Source organism: Crossiella cryophila (genome assembly GCF_014204915.1).
GTDB classification, from domain to species: Bacteria; Actinomycetota; Actinomycetes; order Mycobacteriales; family Pseudonocardiaceae; genus Crossiella; species Crossiella cryophila.
Genome location: NZ_JACHMH010000001.1, coordinates 1,203,584 through 1,221,088 on the forward strand (window position 1 = coordinate 1,203,584; position 17,505 = coordinate 1,221,088).

15 protein-coding genes are annotated in these 17,505 nt (G+C 72.1%); 6 read left to right on the forward strand and 9 right to left on the reverse strand.

All coding sequences use genetic code 11. The features are described from left to right. Positions 1–9 precede the first annotated feature (9 nt). Positions 10–354: a hypothetical protein gene (locus tag HNR67_RS05725; protein ID WP_185001061.1), complete on the forward strand. Its 345-nt coding sequence runs from the start codon at positions 10–12 to the stop codon at positions 352–354. On the opposite strand, the gene HNR67_RS05730 is transcribed toward HNR67_RS05725, so the two are convergent. Continuing rightward, positions 355–792 (reverse strand): DUF6474 family protein, encoded by a 438-nt coding sequence (locus tag HNR67_RS05730; protein WP_185001062.1) that lies wholly within the window; start codon positions 790–792, stop codon positions 355–357. A gap of 109 nt (positions 793–901) precedes the next feature. Between HNR67_RS05730 and HNR67_RS05735 the strand changes: the two genes are divergently transcribed. Beyond that, positions 902–2,542: a TM0106 family RecB-like putative nuclease gene (locus tag HNR67_RS05735; RefSeq protein WP_185001063.1), complete on the forward strand. Its 1,641-nt coding sequence runs from the start codon at positions 902–904 to the stop codon at positions 2,540–2,542. A 34-nt stretch (positions 2,543–2,576) separates the two neighbouring features. On the opposite strand, the gene HNR67_RS05740 is transcribed toward HNR67_RS05735, so the two are convergent. Both HNR67_RS05740 and HNR67_RS05745 read right to left on the reverse strand, forming a co-directional pair. Continuing rightward, a complete protein-coding gene (locus HNR67_RS05740; protein WP_185001064.1) occupies positions 2,577–3,332 on the reverse strand; it encodes an SDR family NAD(P)-dependent oxidoreductase in 756 nt (251 codons plus the stop codon). Between the two features lie 20 nt (positions 3,333–3,352). Beyond that, positions 3,353–4,315 (reverse strand): aldo/keto reductase, encoded by a 963-nt coding sequence (locus HNR67_RS05745; RefSeq protein WP_185001065.1) that lies wholly within the window; start codon positions 4,313–4,315, stop codon positions 3,353–3,355. Between the two features lie 168 nt (positions 4,316–4,483). Here HNR67_RS05745 and HNR67_RS05750 point away from each other — a divergent pair, with 168 nt between their 5' ends. Genes HNR67_RS05750 through HNR67_RS05760 form a run of 3 tightly spaced genes read left to right on the forward strand, consistent with a single transcriptional unit; the run spans position 4,484 to position 8,407 of the window. After that, positions 4,484–5,782 carry a UDP-glucose dehydrogenase family protein gene (locus tag HNR67_RS05750; RefSeq protein ID WP_185001066.1) on the forward strand — a complete coding sequence of 433 codons (1,299 nt, stop codon included), beginning with the start codon at positions 4,484–4,486 and terminating at the stop codon, positions 5,780–5,782. 50 nt (positions 5,783–5,832) lie between these two features. Further along, complete coding sequence (locus tag HNR67_RS05755; RefSeq protein WP_185001067.1) at positions 5,833–6,618, forward strand: siderophore-interacting protein; 786 nt, start codon at positions 5,833–5,835, stop codon at positions 6,616–6,618. 10 nt (positions 6,619–6,628) lie between these two features. Next, positions 6,629–8,407: a gamma-glutamyltransferase family protein gene (locus HNR67_RS05760; protein WP_185001068.1), complete on the forward strand. Its 1,779-nt coding sequence runs from the start codon at positions 6,629–6,631 to the stop codon at positions 8,405–8,407. Here HNR67_RS05760 and HNR67_RS05765 read toward each other — a convergent pair. The 5 genes from HNR67_RS05765 to HNR67_RS05785 are packed head-to-tail and all read right to left on the reverse strand — an operon-like array spanning position 8,330 to position 13,036. Continuing rightward, positions 8,330–9,535 (reverse strand): glycerate kinase family protein, encoded by a 1,206-nt coding sequence (locus HNR67_RS05765; protein WP_185001069.1) that lies wholly within the window; start codon positions 9,533–9,535, stop codon positions 8,330–8,332. The two genes, HNR67_RS05760 and HNR67_RS05765, sit on opposite strands and share 78 nt — an antisense overlap. 2 nt (positions 9,536–9,537) lie before the next feature. After that, entirely contained in the window at positions 9,538–11,007 is a 1,470-nt protein-coding gene (locus HNR67_RS05770) for an SLC13 family permease (protein WP_185001070.1), read from the reverse strand. 43 nt (positions 11,008–11,050) lie between these two features. After that, positions 11,051–11,407 carry a DoxX family protein gene (locus HNR67_RS05775; protein WP_185001071.1) on the reverse strand — a complete coding sequence of 119 codons (357 nt, stop codon included), beginning with the start codon at positions 11,405–11,407 and terminating at the stop codon, positions 11,051–11,053. A gap of 19 nt (positions 11,408–11,426) precedes the next feature. Further along, positions 11,427–12,182, reverse strand: a complete 756-nt coding sequence (locus HNR67_RS05780; RefSeq protein WP_185001072.1) for an SDR family NAD(P)-dependent oxidoreductase — start codon at positions 12,180–12,182, stop codon at positions 11,427–11,429. After that, positions 12,179–13,036 (reverse strand): imine reductase family protein, encoded by an 858-nt coding sequence (locus HNR67_RS05785; RefSeq protein ID WP_185001073.1) that lies wholly within the window; start codon positions 13,034–13,036, stop codon positions 12,179–12,181. Before HNR67_RS05785 ends, HNR67_RS05780 begins: the two co-directional genes overlap by 4 nt. A gap of 84 nt (positions 13,037–13,120) precedes the next feature. Here HNR67_RS05785 and HNR67_RS05790 point away from each other — a divergent pair, with 84 nt between their 5' ends. Further along, entirely contained in the window at positions 13,121–16,003 is a 2,883-nt protein-coding gene (locus HNR67_RS05790; RefSeq protein WP_185001074.1) for a BTAD domain-containing putative transcriptional regulator, read from the forward strand. Here the strand turns inward: HNR67_RS05790 and HNR67_RS05795 are convergent. After that, entirely contained in the window at positions 15,984–17,396 is a 1,413-nt protein-coding gene (locus tag HNR67_RS05795) for an alpha-amylase (RefSeq protein ID WP_185001075.1), read from the reverse strand. The two genes, HNR67_RS05790 and HNR67_RS05795, sit on opposite strands and share 20 nt — an antisense overlap. Positions 17,397–17,505 lie beyond the last annotated feature (109 nt).

Here is a 17,505-nt window from a genome sequence, read left to right on the forward strand (position 1 = left end):
GGGGATGTCATGCGGGGACTGGATTCGGTTCGGTACGTGCTGCTCGGTCACACCCTGGTGGCCTGGCTGACGGCCGGGGTGCTGTGGGCGGGGAGCGCGTTCGAGTTCCCGTTCGCCATGGCCACGGTGATGACCGGCGCGGTCGGACTGGTGCTGGCCCTGCTGCTGCCCGGCTACTCCCAGCAGCTGCGCACCAGTGGGCTGTGGTTCACCGCGATCCTCATCCCGCTGAACCTGGCGCTGTCCGCGCTCTCGGTGTCCGCGCTGGCCGGGGCGGTGCTCGCGGCGGTCGCCTTCACCCTGCTGCTGCGGCCGTTCCAGCTGCCGTTCCGGTACCGGCAGACCACCGCCTGATCAGACGCCCAGGTGGTGCAGCAGGTGTGACTCGATCCGGTCGAGTTCGGTGGACACCGCGCGGTGCGCGGCCTTGCGCCGCGGGGTGGGCATCCGCTCGGCGGCCCTGACCACGGCGGCGAGTTCGACCAGCCGGGACTCGCCGTCCCTGGCGAAGGTCACGATCTCCTCGCTGGCGTTGATCCGCAGTTCGGTCAGCGCGTTGGCGATGCCGGCGATCCGGGCGTGCAGCGAACCGCCGCGGCCGCTGTAGTTGGCCAGGTGCTCCACCGGGATGCCCAGCTTGCGGGCGCGCATCCGGTCGTAGCCGTCCCTGGCCGCCGCGGCCGCCTTGAGCGCGACCGGCGCGAGCAGTGGCAGCACCACCTTGCCGATGCCGATCAGGTGCTTGGCGCGGGCGGGAGTCAGCTTGGGCAGTCCTCGCCGGATGCGGGCCATGTCCTCAGCCTAGGCCGCTCGGGGGTTTCTTGGCGGTTCCGGCGCGCGAGCAGCCGAGATCAACCGGGTTGCCGACACGGAGCGCGCTCCGGCCACTTACCCTGCATGAGTGACGTCTGCGGTGCTACTTGATGCCGGGGTGGTGACCCGGTGCCGGCGCCGCGTGCACCTCGAACACGACCCGACCATGGTCAACGCGACCAAGGCGCCGCCGGATCCGGCTGCCGAGCAGCGGATGAGCGACGCGGCCGCGCACCGGCGTGCGGTGGCCGACCGGTTGTCCCGGCAGGTTGGCGCGGAGTGGACCGAGGTGCCCGCTGGTGAGGGCCCGGCCGACCGGGAACGGATCACCACCGCGGTGCTGGGCGCGGGCGCCCGGTTCGTGTGGGGTGGGCTGCTGCCCTCGGACCGCTCCGGTGGGCGGCGCGGTGGCATCGACCTGCTGGTGCGGGACGGCAGCGGGGGCTACATCCCGGTGCTGGTGGTCCGGCACAAGATCACCGACCCCGGCACGGGGGCGCGCACCACACCGTTCGGCCAGCTCTACCCGGGCAGCGCCAGGGTCGACCCGATCCGCAAGGTCCGGCCGCAGCCGCGCGACCAGCTCCGGCTGGCGCACGCGCACCGGCTGCTGCAGGCCGCCGGGCTGGCCGCGCGCGGCCGGGCGATGGGCGGGGTGATCGGCCTGGACGCCGATGTGGTGCTCTGGCACGACCTGGACGCGCCGACCTGGCCGAACGGCCGGACCGCGCTCAAGGAGTACGACGCCCGCTTCGCCGACCGGCTCGCGGTGGCGGCCGCGGCCGCCGGGGAGCGGGACGCGCTGGCCCGGCCGTCCCGGATCCTGGAGTGCCGCAGCTGCCCGTGGTGGCCGACCTGCGAGGCCGCGCTGATCGAGCGCCGGGACGTCAGCCTGGTGGTGCGCGGTGAGGACGCGGTGTCCCTGCGCGGCATCGGAGTGTCCACTGTGGACCAACTGGCCGCCCAGCCGACCGCGGTCGAGGCGCCTGCGCAGATGGTGGGCATGCCGTTTGGTGACGCGGTGCTGCTGGCCAGGGCCTGGCTGCGCGGGGCCTCGCTGGTGCGCCGCGAGGAACGGGTGCTGGTGCCACGGGCCGATGTGGAACTGGACGTGGACATGGAGAGCTTCGGCGATGCCGGGGCCTACATGTGGGGCTGTCACCTCTCCGGCGCGGACATCGGCGAACCCCAGGGCTACCGGGCCTTCGTCACCTGGGATCCGTTGCCCTGCGCGGATGAGGCGCGTTCCTTCGGCGAGTTCTGGTCCTACCTCACGCACGTGCGGCTGCGGGCCAGCGCGCGCGGGCTGAGCTTCCGCGCCTACTGCTACAACGAACTCGCGGAGAACCGGTGGATGCTCGGCTCGGCCGAGCGCTTCGCCGGGAAGCCGGACATCCCGACCCTGCAGACCGTGCAGGACTTCATCGGCTCGCCGCAGTGGGTGGACCTGTTCGGCATCGTGCGCGACCAGTTCCTGTGCGCCAAGGGCAAGGGGCTCAAGATGATCGCCCCGGCGGCCGGGTTCAGCTGGCGGGACCCGGAGGCCGGTGGCGAGAACTCGATGCGCTGGTACCGGGACGCGGTCGGCATGGACGGCGGCGAACCCCGGCCCGACCAGCGGGACCGGCTGCTGGAGTACAACGAGGACGACGTCAGGGCGACCTGGACGCTGCGCCGCTGGATGGACTCGCCCGCGGTGTACGAGCTGCCGTACGCGGGGGAGCTGTGACGGTGCGGCCGAGTGACCGCACCGTCCACTCGGACTAGCGGGGCGCCATCCGCAGCGAGCCGTCCATCCGGATGACCTCGCCGTTGAGGTAGTCGTGCTCGACGATCATGAGCGCGAGCTGGGCGTACTCCGCGGGCGTGCCAAGCCGCTTGGGGAAGGGCACCCCGGCGGACAGGCCCGCGCGGAACTCCTCGGTGACCCCGGCCAGCATCGGGGTGTCGATGATGCCGGGCGCGATGGTCATCACCCGGATGCCGAAGGTGGCCAGGTCCCTGGCGGCGGACAGGGTCAGGCCGACCACGCCGCCCTTGGAGGCGGCGTAGGCGATCTGGCCGATCTGCCCGTCGAAGGCGGCCACCGAGGCGGTGTTGACCACCACGCCGCGCTGCCCGTCCACGGCCTCGGTCTTGGCCATCGCGGCCGCGGCCAGTCGCAGCACGTTGAAGGTGCCGATCAGGTTGATCTCCACGACCTTGCGGAACAGGTCGTAGTCGTGCGGCTCGCCCTGCTTGTTGACGATCCGTCCGGCCCAGCCGACGCCGGCGCAGTTGACCACGGTGCGCAGCGGCGCGAACGCGGCGGCCTGCTCAACGGCGGCCTGGACCTGCGCCGCGTCGGTGACGTCGGCCGGCAGGTAGGTGACGCCGTCGACCGCCTCGGCCTTCTCGATGCCCTGCGGCAGGTCAAGGGCGAAGACGTGGGCACCCTTGGCGGCCAGCGCGCGGCTGGTGGCCCCGCCGAGGCCGGACGCGCCACCGGTGACGATGGCAGCGGTGTCGGTGATCTGCATGCCGGGTAGGTTAGCCGTCGTTAACGTCGTCCTGGCGGGCAGATGGCGTCGATCTCAGTGAGGTCGGCCGCAGTGGGCGACCATTCCGCGGCGGTGGCGTTCTGCGCGACCTGTTCCGCGCTGGTCGCGCCGGCGATCACCGAGGCCACCGCGGGCTGCGCGGCCAGCCAGCCGATGGCCAGTTCCACCAGGCTCAGGTCCCGCTCCTCGGCGAAGCGGCGCAGCCGGTCGATCCGGTCCCACGGCGCGTCCGCGAGCAGCCGGTCCCGCCCGGCCAGCCGACTGCCCTCCGGTGGCTTGGTCTCCCGCTCGTACTTGCCCGTGAGCAGGCCGTTGGCCAGCGGGAAGTAGGGCAGCAGGCCCAGTCCGAAGCGCAGGCAGGCCGGGATGATCTCGCGCTCGGACTCGCGTTCCAGCAGCGAGTAGTGGTTCTCCGCGGACACCGGCGCGGTCAGGTTCGCGGTGCTCGCGCTCCAGGCCGCGTCCGCGATCTGCCAGCCTGCCAGGTTGCAGTGCCCGACGTAGCGGATCTTGCCCTCGTGCACCAGGTCGTCCAGCACCGACAGCGTCTCCTCCAGCGGAGTCTGCTGGTCCGGCCGGTGCAGCTGGTAGACGTCGATCCAGTCGGTGCCCAGCCGCCGCAGCGAGGACTCCACCGCGCGCCGGACGTAGCGCCGGGAGCCGCGGGCGCCGAAGTCCGGCCCGTTGCTGCCCTGCATGTCCATGCCGAACTTGGTCGCGATCACCGCGTGCTCGCGGCGCCCGGAGAGCGCCTGGCCGAGCAGCTCCTCGCTGCGCCCGCGCGGGGCGCCGTAGACGTCGGCGACGTCGAAGAAGGTGATGCCCGCCTCCAGCGCGGCATCGACAACCGACCTGGAACCGGCCAGCGTCTCGGTGGCGGTCCCCGGCCGCCCGAGGTTGTTGCAGCCGAGCCCGACCGCGCTGACCACCAGCCCAGAATCACCCAACCGTCGTTGGTCCACGAGCGTGCACCCTACGTGTTGGGTGATGCCTCAGTCACTCCCCGTTCACCTTCGTGACCGGAGCCACCGACCGGTTGGCTGGCTATCCCCGCCGCGCGGTGTCAGGATGCGGCCGAACGGGGCAAGTCAGCCCGACGACAAAAGACCAACCCAACGCGGGGGTGGAGTGTGTTCGCACGGCGAATCGTCGTCGTCGGCTCCGGGTACGTGGGCCTGACCACCGGCGCGTGTCTCGCGTCGCTGGGCCACAAGGTCATCTGCGCCGATGTGGACGCCGCCAAGGTCACCCGGCTCAAGGCTGGCGAGGTCACTATCCTGGAGCCGCGGCTGGCCGAGCTGGTCGCCGAGGGGCTGGCCGCCGGGCGGCTGGAGTTCGTGCTCGGCGCGCGCAACGCGGTGGCCGATGCCGAGGTGGTTTTCCTGTGCGTGCCAACGCCGATGGGCTCGGGCGGCGCGGCCGACCTTGCCGCGGTGGAGTCGGTGATCGCCGAGGTGCGTGAGCTGCTGCCCAGCGGCTGTGTGGTGGTCAACAAGTCGACCGTGCCGGTGGGCACCGCGGCCAGGGTGCACGAGCTGCTGGACCGGGCCGACGTGGCCGTGGTCAGCAACCCGGAGTTCCTGCGCGAGGGCACCGCGGTGCACGACTTCCTCAACCCGGACCGGATCGTGGTCGGCTCCAGCGCCCAGGACGCGGCCGAGCGGGTGGCCGCGCTCTACGCCAAGCTCGGCGCGCCAACGGTGTTCACCGACGCGCCCAGCGCGGAGATGGTCAAGTACGCGGCGAACTGCTTCCTGGCGATGAAGCTGTCCTACGTCAACGCGATGGCCGAGCTGTGCGAGCGGTTGGGCGCCGACGTCGCCGATGTCACCGAGGGCATGGGCTACGACCGCCGGATCGGTCAGTCCTTCCTGCAGCCCGGCCCCGGCTGGGGCGGCTCCTGCCTGCCCAAGGACACCCACGCGCTGGTGCAGGTGGCCGAGGCGGTGGACTTCGACTTCATGCTGCTGCGTGCCTCCATCGACACCAACACCCGGCAGCGGGACCGGATGGTGGCCAAGATCCGGGACGCGGTCGGCGGCGTGCTGGACGGCGTGCGGCTGGCCGTGCTGGGCCTGGCGTTCAAGGCAGGCACCAACGACCTGCGGGACTCACCCGCGCTGGCGGTGGCGGAGAAACTGCGCGCCGAGGGCGCCGAGCTGGTCGCCTTCGACCCCGGCATCCCGGCCGCGGTGCCGGGGATGACCGACGCGGTGCGGGTGGTCAGCGATCCGTACCAGGCGGCCGAGGGCGCGCTGGGCCTGGTGCTGCTCACCGAGTGGCCGGAGTTCCGCACCCTGGACTGGCCGAGGGTGGCCGGTCTGCTGGCCGGGAAAGCCGTGGTGGACACCAGGAATCTGCTGGACGCGGATGTGCTGCGGCGGGCCGGACTGGCCTGGCACGGGGTGGGTCGTAGCCCGGTTGCGTGACGCATGTCACGCCCGACTGCGGCGTCCGGGTGACCAGGTTAGCCTTACCTATGCTCGCAGAGGAGAAGGAGCGACCCGCCGTGCTGGCGGAGGTCTCCCAGGTGCGTCGCCCCAGCCCAGGGCTGGCTCGGGTGACGCTGGCCGCCCCGGAACTGGACCGCTTCGGCTACGACGGTCCTGATCATCTGGTGCGCACCTTCTTCCCCACCTCCGGCCAGGACGCCCCGGTGCTGCCCAGCACGCCGGACTGGTGGACCGAGGTGCAGAGCATGCCCGAGGAGATCCGGCCGGTGGTGCGCAACTACACCGTGCGCCGCTACGACCGGGAACGCCGCGAGCTGGACATCGACTTCGTGCTGCACGGCGAGGCCGGACCGGCCGCACGCTGGGCGAACCGGGCCGAACCCGGTCAGCTCATCGGCCTGCGCAGCGAACGCTCCGGGTACCAGCCGACCCCCGGCGCGGACTGGCAGCTGATCATCGGCGACGAGACCGCGCTGCCCGCGATCGGCGCGATCGTGGAGTCCATGCCCGCGGGCACCAGGGCCAAGGTCTTCGTGGAGATCGCCAACGACGCCGAGGAACAGGGCTTCGACACCGCGGCCGACGTGGAGCTGAACTGGCTGCACCGGGCCGGGCAGCACGCGGGCACCAGCGACATCGTGGCCCGCACACTGCGCGCGGCCGACCTGCCCGGCGGCGAGGTCTACGCCTGGGTGGCCGGGGAGTCCGGCATGGTCACCGCGGTCCGGCGGCATCTGGTGCGGGACCGGGGCGTGCCCAAGGAGTCGATCTACTTCTGCGGTTACTGGAAGCATTCGGCGCCCACTTACTAGGTTCAGGGGCGTGTTCACCACGCGGCCGGAACTCATCGGCACCCACGGCATGGTCGCCTCCACGCACTGGCTGGCCTCCGCGGCCGGGATGGCGCTGCTGGAGGACGGCGGCAACGCCTTCGACGCGGCGGTGGCCGCGGGCTTCACCCTTCAGGTGGTGGAGCCACACCTGAACGGCCCCGGCGGCGAGGTCCCGGCGATCTTCGCCACCGCGGGTGGTCAGCCACAGGTGCTGTGCGGTCAGGGTGTCGCGCCGGCCGGGGCGACACTGGCGCACTACCGCGGTCTTGGCTTGGAGCTGGTGCCCGGCACCGGCTTGCTCGCCGCGACCATTCCCGGCGCGTGGGACGGCTGGTTGTTGCTGCTGCGGGATCACGGCACCCGCACCTTGCGGCAGGTCCTGGATTACGCGATCGGCTACGCGCGTTGCGGGTTTCCGGTGGTGGAGCGGATCACCGCGACCATCGAGGTGGTGGAGCGGCTCTTCCGCGAGCACTGGCCCACCTCGGCCGCGCAGTGGCTGCCCGCGGCCCGGCCCGGCGCCCGGCTGCGCAATCCGGCGCTGGCCGACACGCTGGAACGCTTGCTCGCTGAAGCCGAAGCCGTTGGCTCGGATCGTGAAGCGCAGATCGAAGCGGCAAGACGAGCCTGGTACCAGGGCTTTGTCGCCGAGGAGATCGATCGCTTCGCTCGGCAGGCATTCCGTGACGATTCAGGACGAAGCCACGCCGGGGTGCTGACCGCGGCGGACCTGGCCGGGTGGTCGGCGAGCTACGAGACTCCCGTCAGCGTTGATCTCGCCGATGGGTGGACGCTGCACAAGATCGGGCGGTGGAGCCAAGGTCCGGTGCTGGCCCAGCAACTCCGGCTGCTCGACGGCGCTGATATGTCCTATGTGGATGGTGTGGCCAGCGTGGACACCGTGCACCAGGCGGTGGAGGCGGCGAAGCTCGCTTTCGCGGACCGGGAAGCCTGGTACGGCGACAGCGCGGACGTGCCACTGGATCGCTTGCTTTCCGCGGCGTACGCGGGGGAGCGTCGGGCCCTCATCGGCGCGAACGCTTCCCTTGAACTGCGGCCGGGTCTGGACGGCAGGCTGCCCGCGTTCGTGGCCGAAGGGCGGGGGATCGGCACCACCGCGGGCGAGATGGACACCGCGATGGGCGTTGGCGAGCCAACAGTCGCCCGCACCGGCCTGACCAGGGGCGACACCGTGCACGTCGACGTGGTGGACCGCTGGGGCAACCTGATCTCGGCCACTCCCTCCGGCGGCTGGCTGCAGTCCTCACCGCACATCCCGGCGCTGGGCTTCAACCTGGGCACCAGGGCGCAGATGTTCTGGCTGGATGAAGGCCACCCCAATGTCTTGGCTCCTGGCAAGCGACCACGCATCACGCTGACCCCTTCACTTGCCAGCAGACACGGCGAGCCGGTGCTGGCCTTCGGCACCCCAGGCGGGGACCAGCAGGACCAGTGGCAGCTGTGCTTCTGGCTGGCGCACACCGGGGCCGGGCTGAATCTGCAGGAAGCCATCGATGCCCCGGCCTGGCACTCCACCGCGTTCCCTGCCTCCTTCTACCCGCGCAACTGGCAGCCCGGCGAGCTGGTCGCCGAATCCCGGCTGGGGGCGGCGACCTTCGCCGAACTGACCCGGCGCGGGCACACGGTGCTCGACGCCGGGCCGTGGGCGCTGGGCCGGTTGTCCGCGGTGTCACGAGATCCGGACACCGGCCTGCTCCGCGGGGCCGCCAACGCCCGCGGTGCCCAGGGTTACGCGGTCGGTCGCTAGCGCCGCGCCGAGGAGCACCAGGCGCAGGGTGCGTTCGGTGGCGTCGGTGAGCAGTTCGGCGGCCCGGTCCATGGCCTCGGCCAGCGGGACCGGGGCGGCCAGGATGCCCGCGTAGGCGTCGATGCCGATGTCGTAGTTGCGCCTGGCGCCCTTGCCGATGGTGCCGGCCAGCGCGATCACCGGCTTGCCGAATCGCTTGGCCCGCCTGGCCACCTCGGCCGGCACCTTGCCGCGCGGGGTCTGGAAGTCGATCGCGCCCTCGGCGGTGATCACCAGGTCGGCCGCGGCCAGCCTGCGGTCCAGGTCCAGGTGCTCCAGCAGCACGTCGAAGCGCGGCAGCAGTTCCGCGCCGAGCACCCCGGCGAGTCCGGCGCCGAGGCCACCGGAGGCCCCGCTGCCGGGTGCGGTGGCCAGCTCGCGGCCGAATTTCTCCTGCAGCACCACAGCCCAGCGATCCAGTGCGGCGGCAAGTCTTTCCACGTCGCGGGGTGTGGCTCCCTTCTGAGGACCGAAGACACGGGCCACGCCCTGGTCGCCGCAGAGCACGTTGTGCGGGTTGCAGGCCAGCGTGATGCGCACGTCGGCGAGCCGCGGGTCCAGGCCGGTGACGTCGATGTCCTTCACCTCGGCCAGCGCGTCACCGCCGCGGCCCAGCTCCACGCCGTCGCCGTCGAGCAGCCGCGCGCCCAGCGCCTGTAGCGCGCCCGCGCCGCCGTCGCAGGTGCCGGAATCCCCGCAGCCGACCAGGATCCGCTCGCACCCGGTGTCCAGCGCGGCCTTGATCAGCTCGCCGACGCCGTAGGTCGTGGTGGCCCCCGGCTGCCGCAGATCGGTTGGCACCAGGCGCAATCCGGCCGCGGCTGCCATCTCCACCACCGCGGTCTTGCCGATCACCGCGAAGTGCGCGCGCACCGGCCTGCCGACCGGGCCGGTGACGGTGAGCGGGATGAGTTCCCCGCCACCGGCGGCGGCCAGCGTGCGGGCCGAGCCCTCCCCGCCATCCACCAGCGGCACCGGGTCCACGATCGCGCCCGGCACCACCCGGCGGATCCCGGCGGTGATGGCAGCCGCGACGGCCTCCGCGTCCAGGCTCTCCTTGAACCCACTGGGAGCGACGACAAAACGCATGACTACCTCCAGTTCAGGCCGAGCAACGGCCACACCGAGAGCGCGAAGAACAGGACCAGTCCGGCGGTGAGCGGACCGAGGAACAGCGACAGGCGCAGCAGGTCCGCGCGGCCGTAGGTGGGGGTGCCGTCCAGGTGGGCGAACATGGCCACCGGCTTGGCCGAGGAGGACAGCGTGTGGCAGAAGCCGGCCGCCGCGGTGGAGGCGAAGGCCACCGCCACCGGGTTGAGGCCGAGCGCGATCGCGGCCGGGATCACCAGTGGCACCAGCACCGAGGACCGGGCCGAGCGGGACTGGATGAGAAGGTGTGCGGCGGTGCTGACCAGCACGACCACCACCAGGAATATGACTGGGCTGTGCACCGGGCCGAGCAGCGCGGTGGCCAGCCAGGCGGCCGCGCCGGAGGAGATCAGCGCCGCACCCAGGGCCGCGGTGGCCGCCATGAACACCAGCAACGACCAGGGCACCCCGGCCAGCGCCTTGTTCAGCTGCACCGTGCCGAATCGCGGTGAGCTGATCAGCAGCGCGCCGATCAGCGCCACCACCGCGGGCGAGACACCGTGCAGCGGTTCGCTCGCCCACGCCACCGAGACTCCGGCCAGCAGCAACGCGGCCCGCCGCTCCGGCCTGGACAGGCCCTTGGGCGGCCGGATCTCGTTCAGGTCCAGGGTGAATCCACCACGGCGATCCCGGCGCCCGGTGAACAGGAACAACACCAGCTCGGCCGCCAGGTGCGAGCTGACCAGGGCTAATGGCAGGCCGAGCAACAGCCACTGCCCGAACCCGATGCCGGACCCGGTCGCCGCGGTGAGCAGCTGACTGGTCACCAGATGCGCCCCGGCGCCCATCAGGGTGGCCACCGCGGACAGCAGGATCACCGTCGGGAACAGGATCGCCAGCGCCCGCACCACTCGCGGCCGCTCGCGCAGTGTCCCGGCCAGCGCCACGAACACCGGCACCGCCAGCGCGGCCCGCCCGGAGGTCGCCGGAATGGCGAACGCGCTGAGCAGCAACGCCGCGGTGACCAGATGCGCCAGCCCACGCACCGACCGGGCCCGCCCGATCAGCGCCACCGCCACCCTGGTCGGCAGTCCACTCGCGCCCACCCCCGCGGCCAGTACGAACGCGGCGATCAGCAGCCAGATGGTCTCACCGCCCAGGGTGGCGAAGAGCTGGTCGCCACTGAGCACCCCGAGCAACACCAGCACCAGCGCGGCGGCCAGTGCGACATAGGTGTCGTCGATCCGGGTCAGCGTCCAGGCGGCCACCGCCGCGGTGAACACCAGCAGCGTGGCCTGCCCGGACAGCGTCAGCCCGGTCCCACCGAAGTGCAGTGCCCCGGCCAGCCCACCCAGCGCGAGCACCGCCACCAGCAGCGGCCACCACCGCCTGCGCCGGCGCAACGGCGCGGTGGGCGCCTCGGCCAGTGGGACCCGCTGCCAGGGCGGGGCGAGTTCGAGGGTGCCGGACATGGACCACAGCCTGGGCCGCGCAACTGAGCCCTTCGTGAGCCGTTCATGAAACGACTCTCATCCAGCGGCCCCAGGCCACCGCCGCCACCAGCAGCAAGGTCACCCCGGGGAACACCGCGGCCACCGGCCCACCGGCGGCGACCCCCAGGATCACGGCGCCGATCAGCAACGCGACCAGTCCGAGCGCGGCCCACCTGGTCAGCACCGGGATCAGGATGCCGATCCCGCCTGCCAGCTCGCACAGGCCGACGAAGACCACCATGCCCCCACCCAGTCCCATCGCGGCGAAGCCCGCGACCACCGCGGGGTCGCCGGTGAGCTTGCTGTAGGCGCCGAAGAGGAACAGGGCGGCGATCAGGACCTGGCCGATCCAGAGGGCGATGTTGCGGTTCTTGGTCATGCCCCCTGGTCGGAGCCGGTCACGTCTTCTCTACATGGCCGAGGCCGCCGTCGGCGGAGAGCACGATCCCGGTGCTGAAGGTGGCGGCGAAGGCCAGGAACAGCACTGCCGCGGCGATCTCCTCGGGGGTGCCGTGCCTGCCCATCGGGGTCAGCGCGTTGCCTGCCTCCAGGTTGGCTGCCTGCTCGGCCGCGGTCATGGCGGCGAAACCCATGGTCGGGGTCAGGGTGAAGCCGGGGCTGACCGTGTTCACCCTGATCCCGCGCGGCAGCAGTTCGGCGGCCAGGGACTGGGCCAGTGCGTGCACCGCGGCCTTGGCCATGGTGGCCACGCTGCTGTCCGGCCAGCCCATGCCGACCAGCACCGCACCGGTGAACACCAGCGCGCCGCCCGGCCTGATCAGCGGGGCCAGGCGTTGCGCGGTGAAGAAGGCGCCCTTGGCGTTGACGTCGAGCATCCGGTCGTAGGCCGCTTCGGTGACCGAGGCGAGCGGGCCGGTCTCGGCGTAGCCGTGGTTGACCAGCACCAGGTCGACCGGGCCGAGGGTGCGTTCCACCAGGTCACCGAGGGCGGTGATGTCGGCCAGGCTGGCCGCGTCCGAGCGCACCACGTGCGCGGGCCGGCCGGCCAGTTCGGTGCGGGCGGCCTCGATGTTGCGCTCGTCGCGGCCGGTCAGCACCACCTCCGCGCCGCCGTCGAGCAGTGCCTTCACCACGGCCAGGCCGATGCCGTGGGTGCCGCCGGTGACCACTGCTTTCTTGCCCGAGTAGTTCACTTGAGCAGCTCCATGATCGAGTTCACGCTGACCGAGCCGTCGGTGGTGGCCAGCTTGCGGGCGATGAGGGTGTGGAAGGGGGCCAGCAGGTCGGCGGAGATGCCCTGCTGCCAGCTCGCGGTGAGGATGTTGTCCAGGCCGTCCTTGTTGACCTGCAGGCTGGACTCCTCGCCGAGGAACTCGCCCTTGTCGATCTCCGCGGCCATCGAGGGCAGCACCGCGGCCATCGCGGTCACCCAGGGCACGACCAGCTCGGTGATCTCCACCGCGGGCACGCCCTCGGTGCCGGCCAGCGCGATCGCGTGGAAGGCGCCGGCGAAGGTGCCGTACATGCCGCTGAGCAGCGCGAGGTCGTAGAGCGAGGCCAGGCCGGGGTCGGCGCCGAGGAACCTGGCCGGGCCGAGCAGGTCCAGCAGCTCCCGGTGCGCCTGGAAGGTCTCGGTCGCGCCGCTGTAGAACAGCAGTGCGCTGGGTTGACCGATCATCTCCGGGATCGCCATGATCCCGCCGTCCACATAGGACGCGCCGCGTGCGGTGAGGGCTGCCGAGGCTTCCCTGGCCTGGCGCGGGGTGCCGTTGGTGAGGTTGACGATCGCCTTGCCGTGCAGGTCGACGCCGTCCAGCCGGGCCAGCACGGTGTCGTAGACGGACAGGCAGATCACCGTGACCTCGGCGGCGGCGATCGCCTCGGCCACCGTGGCGGCCACGGCCGCGCCCTGGGCAGCCAGGGGTTCGGCCTTGCTCGCGGTGCGGTTCCACACCGTGGTGGGGTGGCCCGCGGTCAGGAAGGCGGCGGCCAGGGCGGTGCCCATGTTGCCGAGGCCGAGCACCGCGACGCTGGTGGGGTTGGTCATTCCGGTCCTCTCGTCGATGTGCCGCCACCGTGCCCAGTCGCGCTCTCGGTCTCCTCTCGATCACCTCCCGGGTTACCGTGAGCTGTGCGTTTCGGGGTGCTGGGTCCGCTGGCGGTGTGGACGGCGGAAGGCACGCCGGTGCGGGTGCCCGAGGCCAAGGTCCGCGCGCTGCTGGCGGTGCTGCTGGTGCACGCCGGGCGGGTGGTCTCGGCGGACCGGCTGGTCGAGGACCTGTGGGGTGAGCGGCCCCCGGCGAATCCGGCGGCGGCGTTGCAGCACAAGGTCTGGCAGCTGCGGCGGGCGATCGGCGCGGAACTGGTCGAGTCCCGCCCACCCGGCTACCTGCTGCGGGTCGAGCCGGGTGCGCTGGACGCGGACCGGTTCACCAGCCTGCTCGACCGCGGTGACCCGGCCGGTGCGCTGGCGTTGTGGCGTGGTCCGGTGCTGGCCGATTTCCCGGACGCCGGGTTCGCCCGCGGTTACGCCGACCGGCTTGCCGAGGCCCGGCTGACCGCGATCGAGGACCTGGCCCAGGCCCGGCTGAGCGCGGGGGAGCCGGTGCTGGCCGAGCTGACCCCGCTGGTGCGCGAACACCCGCTGCGCGAACGACTGCGCGCCCTGCACCTGCGCGCCCTCTACCTGGCCGGCCGCCAGGCCGAGGCACTGACCAGCTACGCCGAGCTACGCGAACGCCTGGCCGAGGACCTGGGCGCCGACCCCGGCCCCGAGCTGGCCGCGGTGCACCAGGCGATCCTGCGTCAGGACCCCGGACTCACCCGCCGCGGCAACCTGCCAGCCCCGCTCACCGGTCTGATCGGCCGGGACACCGACCGCGCCGAGGTCAGCGCGTTGCTGCGCTCGGCAAGGCTGGTCACGCTGACCGGTCCTGGCGGGGTCGGCAAGACCACCCTGGCCCTGGCCACCGCTGCACAAGAGTCCTTTGTGGACGGTGTGTGGCTGGTCGAGCTGGCCGGGCACGGACCCGCCGTCGAGGAGGCGGTCAGCGTGGCGCTCGGCGTGCGTGAGGACGTGCCCAGCGCGGATCGGTTGCTGGACGCGGTGCGCGGCAGGCGGATGCTGCTGGTGCTGGACAACTGTGAGCACGTGCTCGAACCCGCGGCCGCGCTCGCCCAGCGACTGCTGCGCGCCGCCCCGGACCTGCGCGTCCTGGCCACCAGCCGGGAAGCCCTCGGCCTGGCCGGGGAGACCCAGCACCTGGTGCGGCCGCTGGCCACCGAGCACGCGGTGGAGCTGTTCGCCGCCCGCGCGCCCGGTTTCCGGCTCACCCCGGACAACGCCGGCACGGTCGCCGCGATCTGCGCCCGGCTGGACGGTCTGCCGCTGGCCGTGGAACTGGCCGCCACCCGGGTCCGGGTGCTCGGCGTCGACGAACTCGCCGCCCGGCTGGACGACCGGTTCCGGCTGCTCAACACCGGTCACCGCGGTGCACCCAGCCGCCAGCGCACCCTGCGCGCGATGATCGACTGGAGCTGGGAGCTGCTCACCGCGGCCGAACGCCTGGTGCTCAGTCGCCTGGCCGTGCACGCCGAAGGCTGCACGCTGGCCGCCGCCGAGGCGGTGTGCGCGGGCGACGGCGTGCGCCCGGAGGAGGTCCTGGACCTGTTGTCCCGGCTGGTCGACCGCTCGCTGGTCACCGGCGGGCCGCGCTACCGGCTGCTCGAATCCGTTGCCGCGTACTGCCTGGAGAAACTCGCCGAAGCCGGTGAACTGGACGCGGTCCGGCAGCGGCACCGGGGCTACTACCTGGCCCTGGCCGAACAGGCCGAACTGCACGGCGCCGGCCAGCGCTGCTGGCTGGACGGCCTGGACCGGGAAACCGCCAACCTGCACCGCGCCCTGGCCGGTGCGCAGGCCGACCTCGCACTGCGGCTCACCGACGCGCTGGCCTGGTACTGGTTCCTGCGCGGCCGCTTCACCGAGGCCGTCCGCGCCTTCGACCTCGCGCTCAGTGCGCCCGGCGGTGACCCGGTGCGGCGCGGGCGGATCCAGTCCTGGCGCACCGGGTTCCAGTCCCTCGCGGGCGCGCCGCCCACTGATCTGTCCACTTCGGACAGTCGAACCGGCTGGCTGCTCGGCTACGCCCTGCTCGGCAAGGGCGAACCCGCGATCAGCGAACGCCTCAACTCCGCCGCCCTGGCCGAGTTCGAGGCCACCGGCGATCGCTGGGGTGAGGCCGCCGCGCTCAGCACCCGCGCCGCCCAGGCGTTGCTGCACGGGGACCTGGCCGCGATGCACCGGGACGCCACCCGCAGCGTCGAACTGTTCGCCCAGCTCGACGATCACTGGGGCCAGGCGCAGGCCACCGGCGAACTCGCCCAGCTGGCCGAGATCACCGGCGACTACCCGGCCGCCGCCCGGCTGCACCGCGAGGGCCTGCGCTCGGCCGAGGAACTGGGCCTGTGGACCGCGGTCACCGCCAAACTCGCCGGACTCGGCCGGATCGCGCTGCTCACCGGAGACCTGACCGAAGCCGCCGACCTGCACCAGCGCGCACTCGAAGTGGCGGTGCGGCACGGCAACACCGCGGGGGAGCAGTTCGCCGAGGTCGGCCTCGGTCTGCTGGCCCGCCGTCAGGGTCGCCTGGACGAGGCCGAGGCGCATCTGCGGCGCTGGGTCGACTGGTGCCGCGAGGTGGACGGCGGCCCCGGCCTGGCCCTGATCCTCACCGAACTCGGCTTCATCGCCGAACAACGCGGCGACCCCGCGTCCGCACTGGCCCTGCACACCGAAAGCCACGAACTGGCCCAGAAAATCGGCGACCCACGGGCCATCGCGCTCACCGAGGAGGGCCTGGCCGGTGCGTACGCGGCCACCGATCCGGCGCTGGCCGCGACCCTGCTCGGCCGGGCCACCGCGACCAGGGCCGCGCTCGGCGCCCCGCTGCCGCCAGCCGAACGCGGTGACGTCGACCGCATCGAGCGGATCATCAGGGCAGCTTCGCGTTGACGTGCAAGGCGATCCCGTCCTGCGCGGCCACATCGGCGCGGAACCAGCCGCCACCGTCCACGGTGTACACCGGCCCGCTGCACGCACCGCCGCTGAAGTTGCCGTGCACCACATCGCAGTACCGGCCGGCGGGCAGCCCGGTCTGGAACGAGCGCCCGGTCACCGGACCCTCGTCGTTGAGCACCAGGTAACCCCGGTCCCCACGCCCGAACGCGATCACGTCGTTCCCGTTGTCCCACCAGTTGTTCACCCCGGTGCCGCGCACCGCGTTGCGGAAGCCGACCAGGTTCGCGATCACCTGCCAGCGGTGCTCGCACCGCCAGCGGTCGGTGAAGCAGACGCTGTCCCTGGTGCGCCCGGACGCCTCCGCGGGCGGCCCCTCGTCCTTGTTGCCGAACTCGTAACTGCTCATCAGCTTCGGCGAGCCGTACGGCCAGGCCAGCATGAACGCGTTGGCCAGCGCGTACCGCGCGTTGTCCCGGTAGGTCAGCACCCCGGAGCCGCGCTGGGTGTCGTGGTTGTCGGTGAAGACCACCGCACTGCCACTGGGCAGGGTGGAGCCGAAGGTGCGCAGGTAGGACAGCTTCTCCTGGTTGAAGATCCGGGCCAGGTCCTCGCCGTAGTGGAACTCCAGCAGATCCCCGTTGCCCGCGTACTGCTCCGGCCGCACCGGCTCACCCGCGCCGGGGATCACCTCCTGGTACAGGTAGGCGGGCCGGGACAGCCGGGCCTTGATCGCGGCGATGTCCGCGGGCGGCATGTGCTTGGCCGCGTCGATCCGGAACCCGTCCACGCCAAGGGCCAGCAGCTTGTTGAGGTAGCCGGCGATCCGGTCCCGCACGTAGTCCGCGCCGGTCTTCAGATCGGCCAGGTTCACCAGTTCGCAGAACTGCACCTCGTAGGCGTCCCGGTAGTTCTGGATGTCGTCGTTGCCGTTGCGGCCGCAGTGGTTGAAGTCCTGGTGCTGGTAGATGCCGGGGTAGTCGTAGTGCCCGAACCGGGAGCCGCCGCTGCCGGTGCCGCCGCCGTCCTGCCCGGACATGTGGTTGATCACCGCGTCCGCGTACACCTTCACCCCGGCCGCGTGGCAGGAATCGACCATGGCCCTGAACTCGGACTCGTTGCCGCGCCGGGTGTTCAGCCCGTAGCTCACCGGCTGGTAGTCCTGCCACCACGGGAATCCGTTGACCACCACGTGTTCCTGCGGCGGGGAGACCTGCACCCCGCCGAACCCGCGCGGGCCGAGGAAGTCCCGGCACTCCCGCGCCACCGAGTTCCAGTTCCAGGAGAACAGGTGCACGAGCACGTCCTTGTTGCCCGGCGGCGCGGCCTGGGCCGTCGGGGTCAGCAGCGCGCCCAGCAGGACGCAGACAAGCAGCACACAGCGACGCATGGTGGCCTCTCAACGCTGAAAGGGCAGGGGTCTTGATCGTGGCAGCGGCTCGGGGTGACCACTAGGGGCACAGCGGGGAAATCCCCGTAAGCGCCTCGACGTACGGCGC

What these genes read in the sequence shown, in the direction of transcription:
- HNR67_RS05725 (WP_185001061.1), top strand. Translation starts at nt 10, where the DNA reads ATGCGGGGACTGGATTCGGTTCGGTACGTGCTGCTCGGTCACACCCTG.
- HNR67_RS05730 (WP_185001062.1), bottom strand. Translation starts at nt 792, where the DNA reads ATGGCCCGCATCCGGCGAGGACTGCCCAAGCTGACTCCCGCCCGCGCC.
- HNR67_RS05740 (WP_185001064.1), bottom strand. Translation starts at nt 3,332, where the DNA reads ATGCAGATCACCGACACCGCTGCCATCGTCACCGGTGGCGCGTCCGGC.
- HNR67_RS05755 (WP_185001067.1), top strand. Translation starts at nt 5,833, where the DNA reads ATGCTCGCAGAGGAGAAGGAGCGACCCGCCGTGCTGGCGGAGGTCTCC.
- HNR67_RS05765 (WP_185001069.1), bottom strand. Translation starts at nt 9,535, where the DNA reads ATGCGTTTTGTCGTCGCTCCCAGTGGGTTCAAGGAGAGCCTGGACGCG.
- HNR67_RS05770 (WP_185001070.1), bottom strand. Translation starts at nt 11,007, where the DNA reads ATGTCCGGCACCCTCGAACTCGCCCCGCCCTGGCAGCGGGTCCCACTG.
- HNR67_RS05775 (WP_185001071.1), bottom strand. Translation starts at nt 11,407, where the DNA reads ATGACCAAGAACCGCAACATCGCCCTCTGGATCGGCCAGGTCCTGATC.
- HNR67_RS05785 (WP_185001073.1), bottom strand. Translation starts at nt 13,036, where the DNA reads ATGACCAACCCCACCAGCGTCGCGGTGCTCGGCCTCGGCAACATGGGC.
- HNR67_RS05795 (WP_185001075.1), bottom strand. Translation starts at nt 17,396, where the DNA reads ATGCGTCGCTGTGTGCTGCTTGTCTGCGTCCTGCTGGGCGCGCTGCTG.